Below are 17,724 nucleotides of genomic sequence, written 5' to 3'. Positions count from 1 at the left end.
ACGGTGCGCGTGGCCTCGCACGTGTTCACCCCTTGGGCTTGGGGGTGAGCTCACGGGCTCCCGTGCCGGGTCGCGGTCGCCGGACCAGCCGTACGGCCAGCTCCACCAGCAGGACCGTCGCCGCGGTGCCCGCGCACAGGGCCCACTGGCCCGCGGTCAGCGGCACGGTGCCGAACACGGTGCGCGCCCAGGAGACATGGACGGCGACGACCTGGACGGCCAGCACACCGGCCAGGCACAGCCACAGGGTCCGGTTGCGGAACTGGTGCCGGCCCAGCAGCGGGCCGTTGTCCGCGCGGGCGCTCAGCGAGTTGAACAGCTGGAACAGGACGAACGTGGTGAACGCCATGGTCAACGCGGTGTCCGTGCCCGCTTGTTCGCGGGCCAGGGCAAGGAGCCCCACCGTGCCCACGGCCATCACCGCACCGGCCCGGGTGATCGCCGTCAGTCGGCGGGCGTCCAGGATCCGCTCCCGCGGGTCGCGCGGCGGATGGCGCATCACATCGTCGCGGGCCGGGTCGACGGCCAGGGCCATCGCGGGCGGCCCGTCCATGATGATGTTGATCCACAGCAGCTGGGCCGCGGTGAGCGGAGCGGGCAGACCGGCCAGGGACGCGCCGAGCAGCGTCAGGATGGCGCCGACGTTGGTCGCCAGCTGGAAGCGGACGAACTTCACGATGTTGTCGTAGATCGCCCGCCCCTCGCGGACGGCCCGCACGATCGTGGAGAAGTCGTCGTCGGTGAGGACCACGTCGGCGGCCTCCTTGGCCACGTCCGTGCCCGCGCGCCCCATCGCCACGCCGATGTGCGCGGCCCGCAGCGCCGCCGCGTCGTTGACCCCGTCGCCGGTCATGGCGACGATGTGGCCGCGGCTCGACAGGGCGCGCACGATCACCACCTTGTGCTCCGGGGCGACCCGCGCGAACACCCCGATGCCGTCGATCCGGGCGGCGAGTTCGTCGTCCGACATCCGGTCCAGCTCGGCGCCGGTCACCACGTCCCCGTCGATGTCCAGCTCGCGGGCGATCGCCGCGGCGGTGTCGGCGTGGTCGCCGGTGACCATCTTCACGGCGACGCCCGCCGACCGGCACAGCGCCATCGCCTCGCGGGCCTGCGGACGCGGCGGGTCGGCGATGCCGGCGACCGCCACCAGGGTCAGCGGGGGCAGGTCGTTCGGGTCGGGGCGGCCCTCGACGACAGCGGTGGCCGCCCCGAGCACCCGCAGCCCGGAGCCGCCCAGTTCGGCGGTCACGGCAAGGATCTCCTCGCGGCGGCCGGCGTCGAGCGCCCGCACCCCGTCCCCGGTGAGCGTCTCGGCGCACAGGTCCAGCAGCACGTCCACCGCGCCCTTGACGTACACGCGGGTACGGCCGTCGGGCTCGGCGTGGAAGGTGGCCATGTACTTCGTGGCACCGTCGAAGGGCAGCTCGGCCACCCTCGGCGTCTCGGTCCGCAGCAGGTCGGCGTCGATGCCGGCCTTCGCGGCCAGGACGATCAGGGCAGCCTCGGTCGGGTCGCCGACGAACCCGTCGTCGGTCAGGTGCGCGTCGTTGCACATCGCGAACGGCAGTACGGCGTCCAGGAGTCGGGCGGAGCGGCCCTCGGCGCCGCGCACGGCGCCTTCGGTGCCGTAGCCCTCGCCGGTGACCTCGTGGAGCCTCCCGGCGCTCCACAGGGCGCGTGCGGTCATCTCGTTCATGGTCAGCGTGCCGGTCTTGTCGCTGCACACCACTGTCGCGGAGCCGAGCGCCTCCACCGAGGCCAGGCGTTTGACGATGGCGCCGCGCCGCGCCATGCGGTGGACGCCGAGCGCGAGGGTCAACGCCAGGACGGCCGGGAGCCCTTCGGGGATCGCGGCGACGGCCAGCGCCACGGCACGCAGGGCGATGTCGGCGAGCGACTCCCCCTCGATCAGGGCGACGAGCGCGTAGGCGACCACGGCGATGCCGCTGAGCAGCGCCAACCGGCGCCCCAGGCTGTCCAGTTGGATTTGAAGGGGGCTGGCCGGCTCCTCACCGGTGCGCAACGCCTCGGCGATGGAGCCGAGTTCGGTGCGCATACCGGTGGCCGTGACGATCATCTCGGCCCGGCCCCGGGTCACCGCGGTGTTCATGAACAGCATGCCGGTGCGCTCGGCCAGCGGCACCGCACCGGTCGCCGCGGTGCTCTTGGCGACGGGTTGGGACTCGCCGGTCAGGGCCGCCTCGGCGACCTCCACCGACTCCGCGACGACCAGCCGCCCGTCGGCGGGCACCCGGTCCCCGGCCTCCAGCACCACCACGTCGCCGGGCACCAGGCCGGCCGCCTCCACGACGCGTTCCTCGCCGTCACGCCGGACGCGGGCCGTGGGCACCAGCATCCTGCGCAGCGCCTCCAGGCTGCGCTCGGCACGTCGTTCCTGGAGATAGCCGAGCACGGCGTTGATCTGGAGCACCACGGTGATGACCAGGGCGTCCTTGATGTCGCCGATGGCTCCGGCCACGACGGCGGCGATCAGCAGGATGCCGATGAGCCAGTTGCGGAACTGGTCGAGGAACTTCAGCCATTCGGGCCGCCGGGCCGGTTCGGCCAGCCGGTTGGCCCCGAAGGTCTCCGCCCGCTCGGCAGCCTCCCGCGAGCTCAGCCCGGTCGCCGGGTCGACGCCGAGGCTTTCGGCGGCCCTGGCGGGCTCCAGTTGGTGCATGTCCGGGACGGCGTCCGTCGTCAGGTGGGCGCCCATGGTCACTCCTCCCCCGAGCGGACGACGACGACCGGGCAGTGCGCGTGGTGCAGCACGGCCTGGCTGACCGAGCCCAGGAGCAGCCCGCCGAACCCGCCGAGACCACGCGCCCCGACCACGACGAGCCCGGCCTCCGCGGTGGCCTCGACGAGGGTGTGCCGGATCCGGCCACGCACCAGCCTGCGGTCCACGGCGACATCGGGGTACTTCTCGCCCAGCCCGCCGAGCGCCTCGGTGAGCACCCGCTCCTCCTCGTCGCGCAGCCGGTCCTCGTCGTACGTCACGAAGGGCGGATCGGCGGGACCGTCGTAGGCACGTTCGGTGCGAGTGTGCCAGGCGTGCAGCGCCATCAGGTCCATGCCGTGCAGGGACGCCTGCGCGAAGGCGAACTCGACGGCCCCGCGCGAGGCGGGGGAACCGTCGACGGCGAGGAGCACCGGACCCGCCGGCTGCGTCCTGCCCCGTACCACCAGCACCGGACAGGCGGCGTGGGCGGCGAGATGACCGGCCGTGGAACCGAGCAGCAGGCTGCCGAACCGGCTCAGGCCCCGGCTGCCGACCACGACCAGCGGCGCCGTCCGCGACTCGATCTCCAACACCATCACCGGTTCGCCGACCACGACGTCACGGCTCACCTCGATGCCGGGCGCGGCCGCACGGGCCCGCCGCTCGGCCTCGGTGAGGGGGCCGTCGATCAGCTCGCGCAGGCCGGGACCCGTCGGGTTCCAAGGCGCGCCGGGCGGTACATGCGCGGCGGGCCAGCCGAAGGCGTGCACGAGCCGCAGCCCCACCCCGCGCAGCGCTGCCTCCCGAGCCGCGACCTCGACGGCCGTCATACTCGACGGCGAACCGTCCACTCCCACGACTACCGGACCGTTCATCGCTCTCCCCTTCTCCGGGTCGCGCGGTCCACTGTGAGCGGCACGACCTCTCGGTCCGCGCGGAACGGGGCGAGGGCACCACCGCGCGACCGGGCACCCGCTCGGCTGCTCCGGCCCGACGGACCTCGTCTCTCGCCTGTGCTTCCAGCCTGGCGCCGCCGCCCGTCTCTGGCACAGGGCCGTCCGGGCCCCCGGACCGCCCCGTCCGGCCCTCGCCGCACCCCTCACCCGGCGCCGACGCTGGACGCAGGGGAGCATCCGCGCGGCAGCTCGGCAGGGCGTACCGCGCCGACACCGGAGGTGTGTCATGACCGGACCCGTCGTCGTCGGTCTGGACGGATCGCCCGCGAGCGTGACAGCCGCGTGGTGGGCGGCCCAGGAGGCCCTGGACCGGCACCTGCCACTGCTCCTGCTGCACTCCTGGACCACCCAGCCGCTCAATGTGCCGATCCCTCAGGAGGCCCTGAGCAAGCAGCGCTACGGCGGTCAGGTGCTGTACCGGACCGAGACCGAACTGCTCCATCGGCACCCGGAACTGAAGATCACCACGGAGCTGGTGTCCGAGCCCGCCGCCAAGGCGTTGCTGTCCGCGGGCGAGACCGCGACGATGCTCGTGCTCGGCTCCCGTGGCCACGGCTCGGTGGCGAGCTTCCTGCTCGGCTCGATCAGCCTGCATGTGCTGGGCCTCGCCCGGTGCCCCGCGGTGACCGTCCGGGCCGGCGATCCCACCGTCGAGGAGGGGTGGCGGCACGCCACGGCAGGCGACCGGGGCACCGTCGTCGTCGGTGTGCAGGAGAACGGCTCCTTCGCCGCTCCGCTGCTGGAGTTCGCGCTCGGCACCGCCCGGGCCCGCGGTGGACGCGTGCTCGCCGTGCGGGCGCTGCCCCCGTCCTCGCTGATGACGCATCCGCACGCCATGACGGAGGCGGGCGCCGAGGCCTGGGAGGCGGAGGAGAGCGGACGGCTCGCCGTCGCGCTAGGTCCCTGGCGGGAGAAGTTCCCCGACGTGCCGCTCACGGGGCAGGTCGTCCGGGGCACCGCGGCCCAGGCCCTGCTGTCGGCCTCCACGCACGGCGGACTGACCGTCGTGGGCCGCCGCCGGCACCCGTCCCCAGCCACCTGGAAGCTCGGCCCCGTCGCACACGCGGCCCTGCACCACATGCCGTGCCCCGTCGCCGTCGTACCGCACGACTGACGAGCCTTCGGCTCCGAGAGGGGCGTCATGGACCTCACGCGTGCCACCGGGCGGCTGCGCCGACTGCCGACCGCGCTGCTGCGCCTGCCGGTGCTCGAAATGCTCCTACTGGCCGACACCGCCGTGGCGTTGACCGTCGGCGGCGTCTTCCGGCTGGCGGGCGCCGAATCCCTCGCGAACCTGTGCTGGGCACTGGGCACCGTGGTCGCCGTCGTGCCGGCGGTGGGCTGGGTGCTGGAGGCGTTGCGGCGCGGCCGGGCGGGAGTGGACCTGATCGCGGTCCTGGCGCTCGGCGGCACGCTGGCCGTGGGTGAGTACCTGGCCGGTTCTCTGATCGCCCTCATGCTGGCCACCGGCCGCACCCTGGAGGCCGCAGCGCAGCAGCGGGCCGCCCGCGATCTGCGTGCCCTCCTGGAACACGCGCCCCGTACCGCCCGTCGACGCACCGCGGGCACCGTCGACACAGTGCCGCTGGACGAGGTCGCCGTAGGTGATCTGCTCGTGGTCGGGCCCGGCGAGGTCGTCCCCGTGGACGGCCGCGTGGTCGGCTCCCCGGCGGAGCTCGACGAGTCGGTACTCACCGGCGAGCCATTGACCGTGCGCCGCTCGCCGGGCGAGGCGGTGCGCAGCGGGGTGGTCAACGCGGGCGGGGCGTTCGACCTGCGGACCACGGCGGCGGCGCAAGACAGCACGTATGCCGCGATCGTGCGGCTGGCCCGGCAGGCCCAGGCGGAGTCCGCTCCGGTGGTGCGCCTGGCCGACCGGTACGCCGCCTGGTTCCTGCCGCTGTCCGTGGCGGCGGCCGGACTGGCCTGGCTGGTCAGCGGTTCCGCCGTGCGGGCGGTCGCGGTCCTGGTCGTCGCGACGCCATGTCCGTTGCTGCTGGCGGCGCCGGTGGCCGTGGTCTCCGGGCTGTCGCGGGCCTCTCGGATCGGTGTCGTCGTCCGTGACGGCGGCGCGCTGGAGAGCCTCGGCCGGGCCCGCACCCTGCTCCTGGACAAGACCGGCACCCTCACCGCCGGGCGCCCGCGGGTCCTGGACGTGGTCGCCGCGCCCGGCTGGCAGCCATCGCAGGTGCTGCGCCTGGCCGCTTCCCTCGACCAGTACTCGCCGCACGTCCTGGCCCGAGCCGTGGTCGACGCGGCCCGCGAGCGCGGCCTGCGTCTGTCGACGCCCGCCGATGTGTCGGAGGAGCCCGGCCGGGGGGCGTTCGGCACTGTCGCGGGACGCCGGATGGCCGTGGGCCGCCTGGACGTTCATACCGCGAGGCCCGGCTGGACCGGCGCGGTCAACAACCGGGCCGCCCTCGACGGGGCGACCGTCGTGTGGCTCACCGTCGATGCCCATCCGGTCGGCGCCGTACTGCTGCGCGACCCGCTGCGCCCCGACGCGCCGCGCACCCTGCGCCAGCTGCGCGCCGCGGGCATCCGACGGCTGGTGATGCTCACCGGTGACCGCGCCGAGCCCGCCCGTGAGATCGGCGCCGTACTGGGCCTCGACGAGGTGCACGCCGAACTCTCTCCGGCGGACAAGGTGCGGGCGGTCCGCGCCGAGCGCGACCAGGCGGTCACCGTCATGGTCGGCGACGGCGTGAACGACGCCCCGGCCCTCGCCGCCGCCAACATCGGAGTGGCGCTGGGCGCGCACGGCTCCACCGCCTCCTCCGAGGCCGCTGACGTGGTGCTGACCACCGACCGGGTGGACCGGCTGGCCGACGCGGTCCTCATCGCCGCCCGGTCGCGGCGCATCGCCGTGCAGAGCGCCCTGGGCGGGATGGTCCTCTCGCTCGCCGCGATGGCCACGGCCGCCTTCGGGCTGCTCCCGCCCGCCGCCGGAGCGCTGCTCCAGGAGGGCATCGACGTCGCGGTGATCCTCAACGCGCTGCGCGCCCTGCGCGACGACCGCCCCGACCGGCCCGCGCTCACCCCTGCCGCCGAGACGCTGATCCACCGCTTCGCCGCCGAGCACGACGACCTCCAGGACGTGCTGGACGCCGTGCGGGACGCCGCCGACCGGCTCTCGAACGACACGGACGCCGCGTCTCTGGCGGCCGTGACCGAGGTGCACCGGCTGCTCACCCAGCGGCTGCTGCCGCACGAGCACGCGGAGGAGCACGAGCTCTACCCGGCGCTCGCCCCCACGCTCGGCGGCCCCGAGGCGACCGCGCCGATGAGCCGCGCCCACGCGGAGATCGACCGGCTCGCCCGCCGCATCGCCACCCACCTCGCACTGGCCGGCCCCGACGGGACACCGGCCCCGGAGCAGCTCGACGACCTGCGCGCCTGCCTGTACGGACTGCACACCGTACTGCGCCTGCACTTCACACAGGAGGAGGAGAACTACTTCTCCCTCGCGCCATGAGGTGATGCCATGAACACCCCGGTGGGGAAGACCGACGCCGTGCTCGACTGCGCGCACCTGGTGCGGCGGTTCGGCGACCGTACCGCCGTCGACGACGTCAGCCTGCGCATCGCGCCGGGCGAGACCTACGGTCTGCTGGGCCCGAACGGCGCGGGCAAGACCACGACGATCAGGATGGTGTGCGGGCTGCTGGCCCCTGACGCCGGGACGGTCCGCGTGGCGGGCCGGCCGATGACCACGTCCGCCGGTCCGGGAAAGCAGCTGGTCGGCTTCGTCCCGCAGGACGTGGCGCTCTACCCGGACCTCAGCGTCCGCGAGAACCTCCGCTTCTTCGGGCGTCTCTACCGGCTTTCCCGCCGCGACCTGGACCGGCGGGTCGACGAGGTCCTTGACCTCGTCGAGCTGCGCGACCGGGCCGGCGACCGCGTCGACTCGTTGTCCGGCGGGATGCGGCGGCGCCTCAACATCGGTGCGGGGCTGGTGCATTCACCGACGCTGCTGGTCCTGGACGAGCCGACGGTGGGCGTGGACCCGCAGAGCCGGCACGCGATCCTGGAGAGCGTCGGCCGGTTCGGCGAGGAGGGCATGGCCGTCCTCTACACCACGCACTACATGGAGGAGGCCGAACGGCTCTGCGACCGCGTCGGCATCATCGACCGCGGCCGGCTCGTCGCCGAGGGCACCCCGCGCGAACTGGTGGCGCTGGTGGCCGAACGCGACCGGGTCCGGCTCACCGCCGTCGGCGATCTCACGCGGTACGCGGAAGCCTGCCGCGCGCTGGCCCGCGTGGAGGGCGCGGCTCGCACCGGTGACCACGGCGACGTGGTGGAACTGGTCGTCAAGGACGCCCGCAGCCTGCTGCCGGACCTGCTCGACCTCGCCCGCGAACAGCGGGTGGACATCCGCGCCGTGGAGATCGACGAACCGGACCTGGAAGCGGTGTTCCTGCATCTGACCGGCACCGCACTGAGGGAGTGAGCGACCGTGCGTGTCGTATTCGCCATCGCCGCCAAGGACCTCAGGCAACGCCTGCGGGACCGGTCGGCCTGGGTGATCGTGTTTCTGGCTCCGGTGCTGATCTCCGCCCTGATGGCCCTGGCGTTCAACAACAACTCGGAGTTCCGCGCGAACATCGGCGTGGTCGACCTGGACCGGGGACCGGCCGCCACCGGGCTCACCCAGGTACTCAAGAGCCCGGAGCTCTCCGGCACGGTCCACATCCGCTCCTACGCCGACGAGAGCGCCGCCCGCCGCGCGGTGGACGCAGGCACGGTGCACGCGGCGATCGTGGTCCCCGAAGGGTTCACCCAGGCTCTGCACGGCGGCACCACCGCCCCGGTGAAGGTCCTGGACAGCATCGACTTCGGCCTCCAGGCCCAACTCGCCCGCGCGGTGACCGAGTCCTACGTCGCACAGGTCAACGCCGACCGGCTGTCGGTCGCCACGGCCGTCGCAGCGGGGGCCGCGCCCGGAGAGGTGTCCGAACTCGCCGCGAAGGCCGCCCTGTTGCGGCTGCCGGAAGAGGTGCGGGCACAAGGGCTGCCCGACGACCCGCTGAAGGTGATCAGCTACTTCGGGCCGAGCATGGGCATGTTCTTCGTGCTCTTCTCGGTCGGTTTCGGAGCTCGCGGTTACTTCATCGAGCGGCAGCAGGGCACCCTCGACCGGATCGCCGCGGCCCCCGTCGGGCGGGGTGCGCTGCTGCTCGGCAAGTCGCTGTCGACGTTCGTGTACAGCCTGGCCGGGCTCGCCACGATCACGCTGGTGTCGTGGCTGGCGTTCGGCGCCCGCTGGGCGGATCCGCTGGGCGTCGCGGCCCTGAGCGTGGCCATGGCGGTGTGCGTGGTGTGTCTGACGGCGCTGGTCATCGCGCTGGTGCGGACCGAACAGCAGGCGCAGGGGCTCGCGTCGATCCTCGTCTTCGCCCTCGTGCTGCTCGGCGGCAACTTCGTCTTCGCCTCCGGCACCACCCCGACGATCCGCCGCCTCGCCCTGTTCACGCCCAACGGCTGGGCCCTGCGCGGCTTCACCGACCTGGGCACCGGGGTGCGCGGCTGGGCCGCGGTCGGCATGCCGCTGCTGGGCATCGCCGCGTTCTCGCTGGCCGTGGCCGCACTCACCGCTCTGCTCCTCAGGCTGAGGAGGACGACATGACCGCGCTCGCTGTGACCCGGGCGACCCTCACCCGTGTGCTGCGCGATCGCACGGCCCTGTTCTTCATGGTGCTGCTGCCGGTCGCCATCATCGTCGTCATCGGGGTGACCGTCAGTGGCTTCGACCAGTTCCGGATCGGGCTCGTCCGCGCCGCCCAGGCGGGGCCGGTGGCCCAGGAGCTGACCACCGGCCTCCAGAACGCGCCGGGGCTGCGCACCCGTCCGTACGACACCGTGGCCGACGCCCGGACCGCGCTGCGCCGCGCCGAACTGGACGCGGTCGTCGTGGTGCCCGCCGGTCTCGACACGGACGCCCGGGCGGGCCGTACCGTCACCGTGCGGGTGCTGGTGGAGCCCTCGGGCAGCGCGGGGCACGGGGCCGTGTCGTCGGTGTCGGCCGTGGTGGCCGAGCACGCCGCGCGGCTCCAGGCGGCCCACTTCGCGAAGACGGAGGCGGGCGGCACCTTCGACGAGAACCTCGCCCTCGCCCGCGGCGCCGAACAAGCCTCGGCCCCCATCGCCGTACAGGCTCAAACGGTGGACGGGCAGAGCGAGTTCCTGCCGCTCGGCTACAGCTACAGCACCCCGACCATGCTGGTGCTGTTCGTCTTCATCAACGCGCTGGCGGGCGGCGCGACCATCGTGCAGACCCGGCGGACGGGGGTGTACGCGCGGGCGCTCGCGGCACCCGTCCCCGCCCGCACGCTGGTGCTCGGCGAGACCGTCGCCTATCTCGCGCTGGCCGTCCTGCAGTCCCTGCTGATCGTCGGTATCGGCGCCCTGGCCTTCGACGTGGCCTGGGGCGACCCACTGGCCGCCGGTGCCCTGATCGCCGTGTGGGCGCTGGTGGGGACCGGCGCCGGGGTGCTCGCCGGGGCCCTGTTCCGCACGCCGGAGCAGGTGCACGCGATCGGTCCCGCGCTCGGCATCGGGCTGGGCATGCTGGGTGGCTGCATGTGGCCGCTGGCCCTGGTCCCCGACTGGCTGCGCGCCGCCGGGCACGCGGTGCCGCACGCCTGGGCCGTCGACGCGTGGACGACGTTGCTCTCCCGGGGCGGGGACCTGTCGGCGATCCTGGGTGACCTGGCCGTCCTGGCCGCGTTCGCGGTGGCGCTCGTGACGCTCGCCTCGCTGGCCCTGCGGCACCGGCTGACGGCCGGCCCCGGGATCTGACCGGCCGGGGCGGACACACTCCTGGAGACGCGGCACCGACCCCGCGGCGCCATCCACTCTCGGTCTCGGCGCACGGCCAGTACAGCGCCCCTTCATTACCGCTTTGGTGGCCTCGCTATGGGGCGCCCGCCCCCTTCGGAGTCGGCATGACCTTCTCCCGCTGTCGAACGCGGGGCCCGGCGAGTGGCGCCACCGGCTTTTCCGCGGGTCGGGAGGGAGGACTCACACCGACACGGACCGCCTCGACGGCTTCCCACTCTTCGATGCTGAGGTTGGCCAGGGCGGCGGGGAAGACGCCGTCCTGCTCCTTGAGGATGTGCTCACGGAGCAGGGTGAGGGTCTCGATCAAGCGGTCCGGCCAGGTGGGGTCGGCCAGGAACGGTCCGTCCGCCTCTGCCAGCACGGCTTCGACGCGGCGATGCTCGTCCTCCAGCGCGGCGATCTTCTCCGGGAACTCGGCGGCCAGGGCGGGGAACAGGCCCTGCTCCTCGACCTTGGTGTGCGGACCCAGCACGGCGGAGATCTCGCGGGCGAGTTCCGCCATGCGTGTCGTCCTGCCGTCGCGGTGGGCGTCGCGCGCATGGCTGATGAGCGTGACGACGCGCTCGTGCTCCATGGTCAGCTCGTCGATCGTCGCCAGCGCCTGGCAGCCGCAGTATTCGCACATGGTGGGGTCTCTCCGGCTCAGTGGGTCAGTGCGGCGGGGGCAGGGCGTGTGAGGGCCCTGCGGACGCCGGTGCTGGTGAAGGCCAGTGCGGCACCGGCCACCAGGGCGAGCAGCACCAGGCCGATGGCGTAGGAGCCGTAGGTGCCGTACAGGGAGCCCATCACCAGTGGCGGCAGGAAGCCGCCCAGACCGCCGGCGGCGCCGACGATGCCGGTGACCGAGCCGACCTTGTTGGCCGGCGCGAGGAGGGCGACCAGGGCGAACACCGCACCGCTGCCCGCGCCGAGGGCCGCGGCCATGGCCAGGAACGCGAGGGTGCCGACCGGTGCCAGGGACGGTGTCAAGGACTGGGTGAGGGCTCCGGCGAGTACCACGGTCAGGGCCACACTCAGCACGCGCACCGGACCGATGCGGTCGGACAGCCAGCCGCCGACGGGGCGCATGGCGACCGCCAGCAGGACGAAGCCGGCCATGCGGTTGGCGGCGTCGGCCTGGGTGAGGCCGTAGCCGGTCTTGAGATAGGTGGGCAGGTAGACGGAGAAGGCGACGTAGCCGCCGAACGCGACCGCGTACAGAGCGGATGCCTGCCAGGTGACGCCGAGCTTCAACGTTGCCGCCAGTCGTCGGGTCAGCGGCTCGGTGGGCACCGTGCGGCCAGGAGCGTCCCGCAGCAGCAGCGCCGCGGTCACCCCGTAGACGGCCAGGACCGCTGCCGTGATCAGGAACGGGTTCGCCATGCCGTATGCGTCGACCAGCTTCACGGTCGTGAGCGCGCTGATGGCGGTACCGCCCATACCCGCGCCGAAGATACCGATGGCCAGGCCGCGGCGCTCGGGTGGGAACCAGGCGCTGACGAAGGGCACGCCGACGGCGAACGCGGTACCGCCGATGCCCAGGAAGAATCCGCCCGCCAGCAGCGAGCCGAGCGAGGAGTGGCCGAACAGACCGAGATACAGCACGGGCACGATCGTGGCCGCGGAGACCAGCGGGAACATCACCCGGCCGCCGAATCGGTCGGTCAGCGCACCGACCGGTATGCGGCCCAGGGAGCCGACGACCACCGGAACCGCCACCAGCAGCGACTGCTGGAAGGAGCTGAGCTCCAGGCTGTCCTTGAATCGGGGGCCGAGCGGGCTGAGCAGGGCCCATGCCCAGAAGTTGACGGCGAAGCCGACCGTGGCCAGCGCCAGCATCAGCCACGCCTGGCGGGCCACCGGTGGGGTCGGCGACGGTGTGTCGTCCTTCTTCCTCGCAGGCTGGAGCATCGGCTCATTCCCCTCTGTGCGCGGCGGTCCGGCCGCAGTCGTCGGTGAGGTCAACAGGGCGCTGTGCCTGCCGGGCTCAGCGGTGACCCGCAGTCAGAATCCGTGATTTCGTGCCATCACGGGGTGGGCCAATGGGCCCTCATGACTCGCCGAGCAGGCCCCGTCGCGCGGCCGAGCGGCCCCACCACGACGCGGCCCTTCCCGGCTCCGCCGGCTGCGTCCGTCAGACGTCGAGGTACATCAGTGGGCAGATCGGCCTCGTCCCGGTCCGACGGCAGACGCGCTACCGGCGACCCAGCGCCGGCATATGGCGACCCGGAAGTCGGCGACCGCGGTGCCGGTGAGCAGGTCTCGGCCGCGCGGCCCCCGATCAGCCGGCGGTTGAGACGACTGGCTGTGACGCGCAGCGTTCGACCGCGGCGCTCGGCCGCCGCATGGGCGGGTTCGAGGAGTTCGGCCGACCATGGTCAACAGTGGCCAACGGAGGTCCACGACGACCGTCCGCTCCGGACACTCCCGGATCACGCGTACAAGGGCCGACCGGCCCTAACACCGCCCGGCCCGAGGGAGGGACCATGGACTGATGTTTCACAACGACGGCTTTCGCATACTCGACCGCCAGGAGTGTCTGCGGCTGCTGGCCAAAGTACCGGTCGGCCGTGTCGTGTACACCCGGCAGGCGCTGCCCGCGGTCCTCCCGGTCAACTTCTCCCTGGACACGGGTTCCTCGGTGCTGTTGTGCACGTCGGCGTCCTCGGACCTCGTCCGCGCGATCGACGGGGTCGTGGTCGCCTTCGAGGCGGACGAGTTCGATGCCGCGGCTCAGTCCGGTTGGAGCGTGATCGTCACGGGGCGGGCCTCTGTGGTGACCGATCCAGCCGAGCACCAGCGGTTGACGCGCACCGGTCCGCGCTCCTGGGCTGTCGTCGCGGACGGAGTCTTCGTACGGATCGAGTCCGAGATGGTGAGTGGGCGGGAACTCGTGAGCGTGCGCGACATCGCGTGAGCGAGACCGGCCGCAGATGGGGCGTCTGAGAAAGTCGGCCCCTGCGGCCGGGCGAGTGGTCAGTCCGCGGAGTCCGTGCTCGTGCCGGGTGTTGCCGACCCTGGGCCGGCGTCGGTCGTGTGGTGCGTTGACGCGCGCGGGGTCGGGCGGCCCTCGGGGCCGTAGCCGAAGCGGATCAGGAGCTGGGGGTGGCATCGCCGCTGCGACAGCCGCATCTCGTCCCGCAGGGAGTCTTCGCGCCGGTCGTTCTCGGTCCACAAAAGGGCTACCTGGATGCGGCGTTCGAAAACCAGGGTGGGCAGCAGACGCGCGGCGGGATGCGGGCCGATGAAGTCGCGCATCGGCATGCGGCCGGCCGTGTCCAACCGCCTGGGCGATCAGGCGCAGCATGGCGCGGAAGTCCGGTATCCACAGCCGCGCGCCCTCGGTGTGCGCGCCGTCCGTCATCTGCGCCACGACCAGCTCCGGCACCGGGCGGCCGGTGAACGGCATCCGGCTGGTGTGCCGCTGCGAGATGACGCCGTAGAGGTGTGGCAGGCCCGGGTCCTGCGGCTCGTGGCCGTCCGGGACCGGCGGGTCAGCCAGCCCTACGACGGCCGCCAGATCGGAGTCGCCGGGGTCCGTCAACAGCCGCACCTCGGGTTGCAGGCCCAGGTGGGCGGCCGCCACCTGCAGGTTGAACAGCGCAGCGCCCACCGAGAGATGCTGCGCGCGGCGCGTCGGATCGGCCCGCGGGAGCGTCCGCTCCGCCGCGACCCACACCTGAAGTGATCGACCAGCACGGTCCGGGGTGAATCGCCAGGGCTGCGTGTTGTGGATCGACGGGGCCGCCGTGGTCGCCGCCGGCAGAACCTCCACCACCGTGGCATCAAGAGCGGTTGTTCCAGGGGTTTTCGGCGCTCGCATCGGTTCTGCCTGTCGTGTGCGGGTGGTTCTGCGGGCTGGACGTCGCTCGTGCCGGTTCCGCTCGCGTGGGCGTATGGCTCCCTCGGGGAGGGCCGTCGCTCCGTCGGTCATGTCGCGGGCAGGGCGGTGGCGAGCAGGACGACGCCCAGGGAGCCGATCAGGGACACGACCGCCAGGGCGCGGGCGAGTTCGGCTCGGCCCTTGGCGTGTGCGATGCCATGTGCTGCCGCGGCGAGCATCACCACGACGAACAGCCCCAGTTTGGTCGCCAGGGTGCGGCCGTAGCCGGGCTCGGCGAGCGAGGCCCAGGTGACGCCCTTGTGCCAGGCCATGGCCCCGCCGGTGGCCAGCTGCACCGGCAGGAACACCGCCCCGGTCAGCATCCCGAAGCGGCGGCCCGCCTGGGCGGTGAAGTGGTCCTTGTCCTCGGGAGCGAGGACGCGGCGGGCCAGCGGCAGGATCACCAGCGACAGCGCCAGTTGGCCGCCGACCCACAGGGCCGCTCCGGCCACGTGGGCGAACCGCACCAGGGACCACAGGCCTACGGTGTCCATCACCCCGTCACCTCCACCACGCCGTACGCACCGGTCTCGGCGTGGCGCATGTCGTGGTCGACGAAGGAGTAGTGGCCGGCCTCGGGGTAGGTGGTCTCGACGAAGCCGCCCTGGGCCGGGGCCAGGTCGAGCACCTGTGCGCCGCCGGACTGACCGGGTTTCAGCAGGTAGGCACCCTCCTTGTACACGGTGTCGAAGACCGTGCCCACGACGTGGAAGGCGATCCCGTCACTCGACCCGGCGGCCACCACCCAGAAACGGGCCCGCTCCCCTGCTTTCGCCGTCAGTGGCTTCTTGGCGTACTGGGCGGCGATGCCGTTGAACACCCAGGCGTCCAAAGGACAGGGCACCGAGGGCGTGGCGGGGCCCCGCGACCCAGGCGCAGCACCATCTGCACGTGTCCCCGGACCAGTCGGCGCAGGTCGTCGCCCGCCAGCGGGCGGAAGGCCAAGGAGGTCACCAGATCGGCCAGGGCAGCCTCCAGCAAGACCCGTTCCAGTGGCCTGCCCCGCCCGCACCCAGTCGACCGGTTGGTCGCCGAGGGTGCTCAGGAGGGCCAGGTGCGGGGTGTGCTTGAAGGTGGCCGGCCCGTGGTCGGCCACTGGTCGGCGCGTGGCAGAGTCCCGCAGCGGAGCCCCGCCACCGCGCTGGTACGGCCTGAAGGCGTACTCCGGGGCTCCGTCAACGGCGGTGTCCGCTTCCAGACCGAACCGGGTCCAGCGGATCAGGTCACTGGCATCCGGATCCGTCGTCGCGCTTCTGGGCGTGGCTCCCTCTTGTGTCGAGGCCTGCCGCAAGGCTGCCCGCAGAGCCTCGGGGAGGTCCTTCTCGGCGAGGGGGTGGCGGCTGGTGTTCCACTGCCAGATAGCGGGGTGCAGTTCCGCCAGGTCGTCATCCCTTCCTGACGTCCCGGTGAGAGCGGTCGGTCGGACAGAGGCGAGCAGCTGTGGGCCATGCGACTCGGGCAGCAGCCGAGCCTCCGGGACCAGGCCCGCATGCGCGTCGGTGACGCGCAGGTTGAGCAACGCCGCGCCGCAGCCGATCTGCAGCGCACGCTTGCCGGGGCCGGAGCGGGACACGCCCGCGTCGGTTCGCCGAAGACACGAAGGAGACGATCGTCGGCGACGAAGCGGAAACACCACAGCTGCGCATTGTGCATGGACGGAGCCGCCGCGGCCTCGGCGACCAGCACGGTCACCGCCTGCTCATCGAGCTGCATCAGGGCCGTCCCATCCTCCTCGTGCGCCCCATCGACTCGCCGACCGGTCGTCGTGCCAAGGACCAGGTATCCGGGTGACCGTTCAGGTCACCTTCCGCCACGGCCGACGATCCGGGCGATCCAGAGCCCCTCACCGCCTGTTCCGCATCGACGAGTTCACTTCCAGTGTCCGTCGAAATGTGAGGAGACGGCCAGTTCTCGATGCGATCCGGTCGGGTGCCATCTCGACTCGATCCCTTGGGTGGTGACGGCCCATCAGATCCCTGATGTTGAAGGGCAGGCGACCCGTTGCACGGTGCCGACGGACCGGTAGCATCGGGCGCGCCGGAGGTCAGGGGGGCCGCCCGTCAGAGGGCCTGGGCCGGTGAGCGACGATGGGGACGGGTGAGGCACGGTCATGACGACACCACCGGGAGACGAGGGAGACCCGCAGGGGCGCCTGCGTGATCTCGAGTCGATGCTGAACGCGGTCGCCGACCAAGCGGTGATCAAGTTGGGGCCCGACGGGGAGGTGGTCCGCTGGAGCCATGGTGCCCAGATGATGACGGGCTACACCGAGGACGAGGTCATGGGGCGGCCGGTGTCGATGCTGCTCACCGATGAGGACCGCGACTCCGGGCTGGCGGAGCAGGAGCTGGCCTCGGCCTGGGAGGCGGGCCTGGAGTTCCAGGGCTGGCGGGTCCGCAAGGGTGGTGAGCGGTTCCTGGCGCGGATCGCCGTGACACCCGTGCGGGGCAAGGAGGGCACGACGAGTGGTTTCGTCGAGGTCATGCGGGACGTCACGGAGAGCGCACGGGCCGAGTCGTTGTTCCACGGGCTCCTGGAGTCGGCCCCCGACGCCATGCTGATCCTTGACAACGACGCGCGGATCGTGCTGGTCAACCGGCAGACGGAAGCGCTCTTCGGCTTCGAACGGGGAGAGTTGGTCGGCCGCGAGATCGAGGTCCTGGTGCCGCCCCGGTTCCGTAACCGGCACGTCGGCCACCGCAACGGCTTTCTCTCCGACCCCCGTCTGCGGCCGATGGGCGCGGGGCTTGAGCTGTCGGGAATGCGCCGGAACGGCACCGAGTTCCCCGTGGAGATCAGCCTGAGCCCGCTTCAGACCGCCGAGGGACAACTGGTCGCCGCGGCGATCCGGGACGTCACCGAGCGCCGGGAGACCGAGCAGCGGCTGCAGCGGCAGCGCGACGAGATCCTGGAGCTGTCCACGCCGGTGATCCAGGTATGGGACAAGGTGCTGGCGCTGCCGATCATCGGGACGCTGGACACACTGCGGGCCACCCGGCTGACCGAGGGCCTGCTGGAGAAGATCGCCCGGACGCAGGCGGAGGTGGCGATCCTGGACATCAGCGGGGTGCCCACCATCGACACCCAGGTCGCCCAACACCTGCTCAAGACGGTGCAGGCGGCCGCGCTGATGGGGACGGTCAGCATCATGAGCGGGGTACGGCCGGAGACCGCGCAGTCCATGGTGCACCTGGGCATCGACATGGGGCGCCTGCGCTCCCGCAACACCCTGCAGGACGCCCTGCAACTGGCCTTGGCGGTTCTGGCCGAGCGGGCCGGAACCGCCGAGACGGCCGCCCGGGCCCTGTCTCTGGGAGAGCCCCGGTGAGCGACGACGT

Annotated in this window: 15 protein-coding genes; 8 read left to right on the top strand and 7 right to left on the bottom strand. The window is 72.6% G+C overall.

Annotation, left to right across the window (positions count from 1 at the left end; translation table 11 throughout):
* Positions 1-25: 25 nt before the first annotated feature.
* Complete coding sequence (locus tag ABKA17_RS43795; protein ID WP_353698010.1) at positions 26-2,719, bottom strand: cation-translocating P-type ATPase; 2,694 nt, start codon at positions 2,717-2,719, stop codon at positions 26-28.
* Between the two features lie 2 nt (positions 2,720-2,721).
* Positions 2,722-3,600, bottom strand: coding sequence for a universal stress protein (locus tag ABKA17_RS43790; RefSeq protein WP_353698009.1), 879 nt, complete (start codon positions 3,598-3,600; stop codon positions 2,722-2,724).
* A 307-nt stretch (positions 3,601-3,907) separates the two neighbouring features.
* On the opposite strand from ABKA17_RS43790, the gene ABKA17_RS43785 reads away from it, so the two are divergent.
* From ABKA17_RS43785 to ABKA17_RS43765, 5 genes are read left to right on the top strand one after another with little or no spacing between them, the layout of a single operon-like run.
* A complete protein-coding gene (locus tag ABKA17_RS43785; protein WP_353698008.1) occupies positions 3,908-4,795 on the top strand; it encodes a universal stress protein in 888 nt (295 codons plus the stop codon).
* Between the two features lie 27 nt (positions 4,796-4,822).
* Entirely contained in the window at positions 4,823-7,156 is a 2,334-nt protein-coding gene (locus tag ABKA17_RS43780) for a heavy metal translocating P-type ATPase (RefSeq protein ID WP_353698007.1), read from the top strand.
* A gap of 9 nt (positions 7,157-7,165) precedes the next feature.
* Positions 7,166-8,134 (top strand): ABC transporter ATP-binding protein, encoded by a 969-nt coding sequence (locus tag ABKA17_RS43775; RefSeq protein WP_353698006.1) that lies wholly within the window; start codon positions 7,166-7,168, stop codon positions 8,132-8,134.
* Positions 8,135-8,140: 6 nt separating this feature from the next.
* Entirely contained in the window at positions 8,141-9,310 is a 1,170-nt protein-coding gene (locus tag ABKA17_RS43770; protein WP_353698005.1) for an ABC transporter permease, read from the top strand.
* Positions 9,307-10,482 (top strand): ABC transporter permease, encoded by a 1,176-nt coding sequence (locus ABKA17_RS43765; RefSeq protein ID WP_353698004.1) that lies wholly within the window; start codon positions 9,307-9,309, stop codon positions 10,480-10,482. Before ABKA17_RS43770 ends, ABKA17_RS43765 begins: the two co-directional genes overlap by 4 nt.
* Positions 10,483-10,597: 115 nt before the next feature.
* On the opposite strand, the gene ABKA17_RS43760 is transcribed toward ABKA17_RS43765, so the two are convergent.
* Positions 10,598-11,149, bottom strand: a complete 552-nt coding sequence (locus ABKA17_RS43760) for a hemerythrin domain-containing protein (RefSeq protein ID WP_353698003.1) — start codon at positions 11,147-11,149, stop codon at positions 10,598-10,600.
* A gap of 17 nt (positions 11,150-11,166) precedes the next feature.
* Positions 11,167-12,414 carry a nitrate/nitrite transporter gene (locus tag ABKA17_RS43755; protein WP_353698002.1) on the bottom strand — a complete coding sequence of 416 codons (1,248 nt, stop codon included), beginning with the start codon at positions 12,412-12,414 and terminating at the stop codon, positions 11,167-11,169.
* A 583-nt stretch (positions 12,415-12,997) separates the two neighbouring features.
* Between ABKA17_RS43755 and ABKA17_RS43750 the strand changes: the two genes are divergently transcribed.
* Entirely contained in the window at positions 12,998-13,420 is a 423-nt protein-coding gene (locus ABKA17_RS43750) for a pyridoxamine 5'-phosphate oxidase family protein (protein WP_353698001.1), read from the top strand.
* A gap of 59 nt (positions 13,421-13,479) precedes the next feature.
* On the opposite strand, the gene ABKA17_RS43745 is transcribed toward ABKA17_RS43750, so the two are convergent.
* Positions 13,480-13,767, bottom strand: a complete 288-nt coding sequence (locus ABKA17_RS43745) for a hypothetical protein (protein ID WP_353698000.1) — start codon at positions 13,765-13,767, stop codon at positions 13,480-13,482.
* Between ABKA17_RS43745 and ABKA17_RS43740 the strand changes: the two genes are divergently transcribed.
* Positions 13,748-14,191: a hypothetical protein gene (locus tag ABKA17_RS43740; RefSeq protein ID WP_353697999.1), complete on the top strand. Its 444-nt coding sequence runs from the start codon at positions 13,748-13,750 to the stop codon at positions 14,189-14,191. The genes ABKA17_RS43745 and ABKA17_RS43740 overlap by 20 nt on opposite strands.
* A gap of 242 nt (positions 14,192-14,433) precedes the next feature.
* Here ABKA17_RS43740 and ABKA17_RS43735 read toward each other — a convergent pair whose 3' ends face one another.
* Complete coding sequence (locus tag ABKA17_RS43735) at positions 14,434-14,880, bottom strand: hypothetical protein (protein WP_353697998.1); 447 nt, start codon at positions 14,878-14,880, stop codon at positions 14,434-14,436.
* A complete protein-coding gene (locus ABKA17_RS43730) occupies positions 14,880-15,218 on the bottom strand; it encodes a cupredoxin domain-containing protein (protein WP_353697997.1) in 339 nt (112 codons plus the stop codon). Before ABKA17_RS43730 ends, ABKA17_RS43735 begins: the two co-directional genes overlap by 1 nt.
* 1,278 nt (positions 15,219-16,496) lie before the next feature.
* On the opposite strand from ABKA17_RS43730, the gene ABKA17_RS43725 reads away from it, so the two are divergent.
* The gene (locus tag ABKA17_RS43725) at positions 16,497-17,714 is read left to right on the top strand and encodes a PAS domain S-box protein (protein ID WP_353697996.1); all 1,218 of its coding nucleotides are present in this window, start codon (positions 16,497-16,499) and stop codon (positions 17,712-17,714) included.
* Positions 17,715-17,724 lie beyond the last annotated feature (10 nt).

Origin of the sequence: Streptomyces sp. RG80 (assembly GCF_040446465.1) — a bacterium.
Lineage (GTDB): Bacteria > Actinomycetota > Actinomycetes > Streptomycetales > Streptomycetaceae > Streptomyces.
This window is presented reverse-complemented; position numbering and strand designations above follow the sequence as displayed.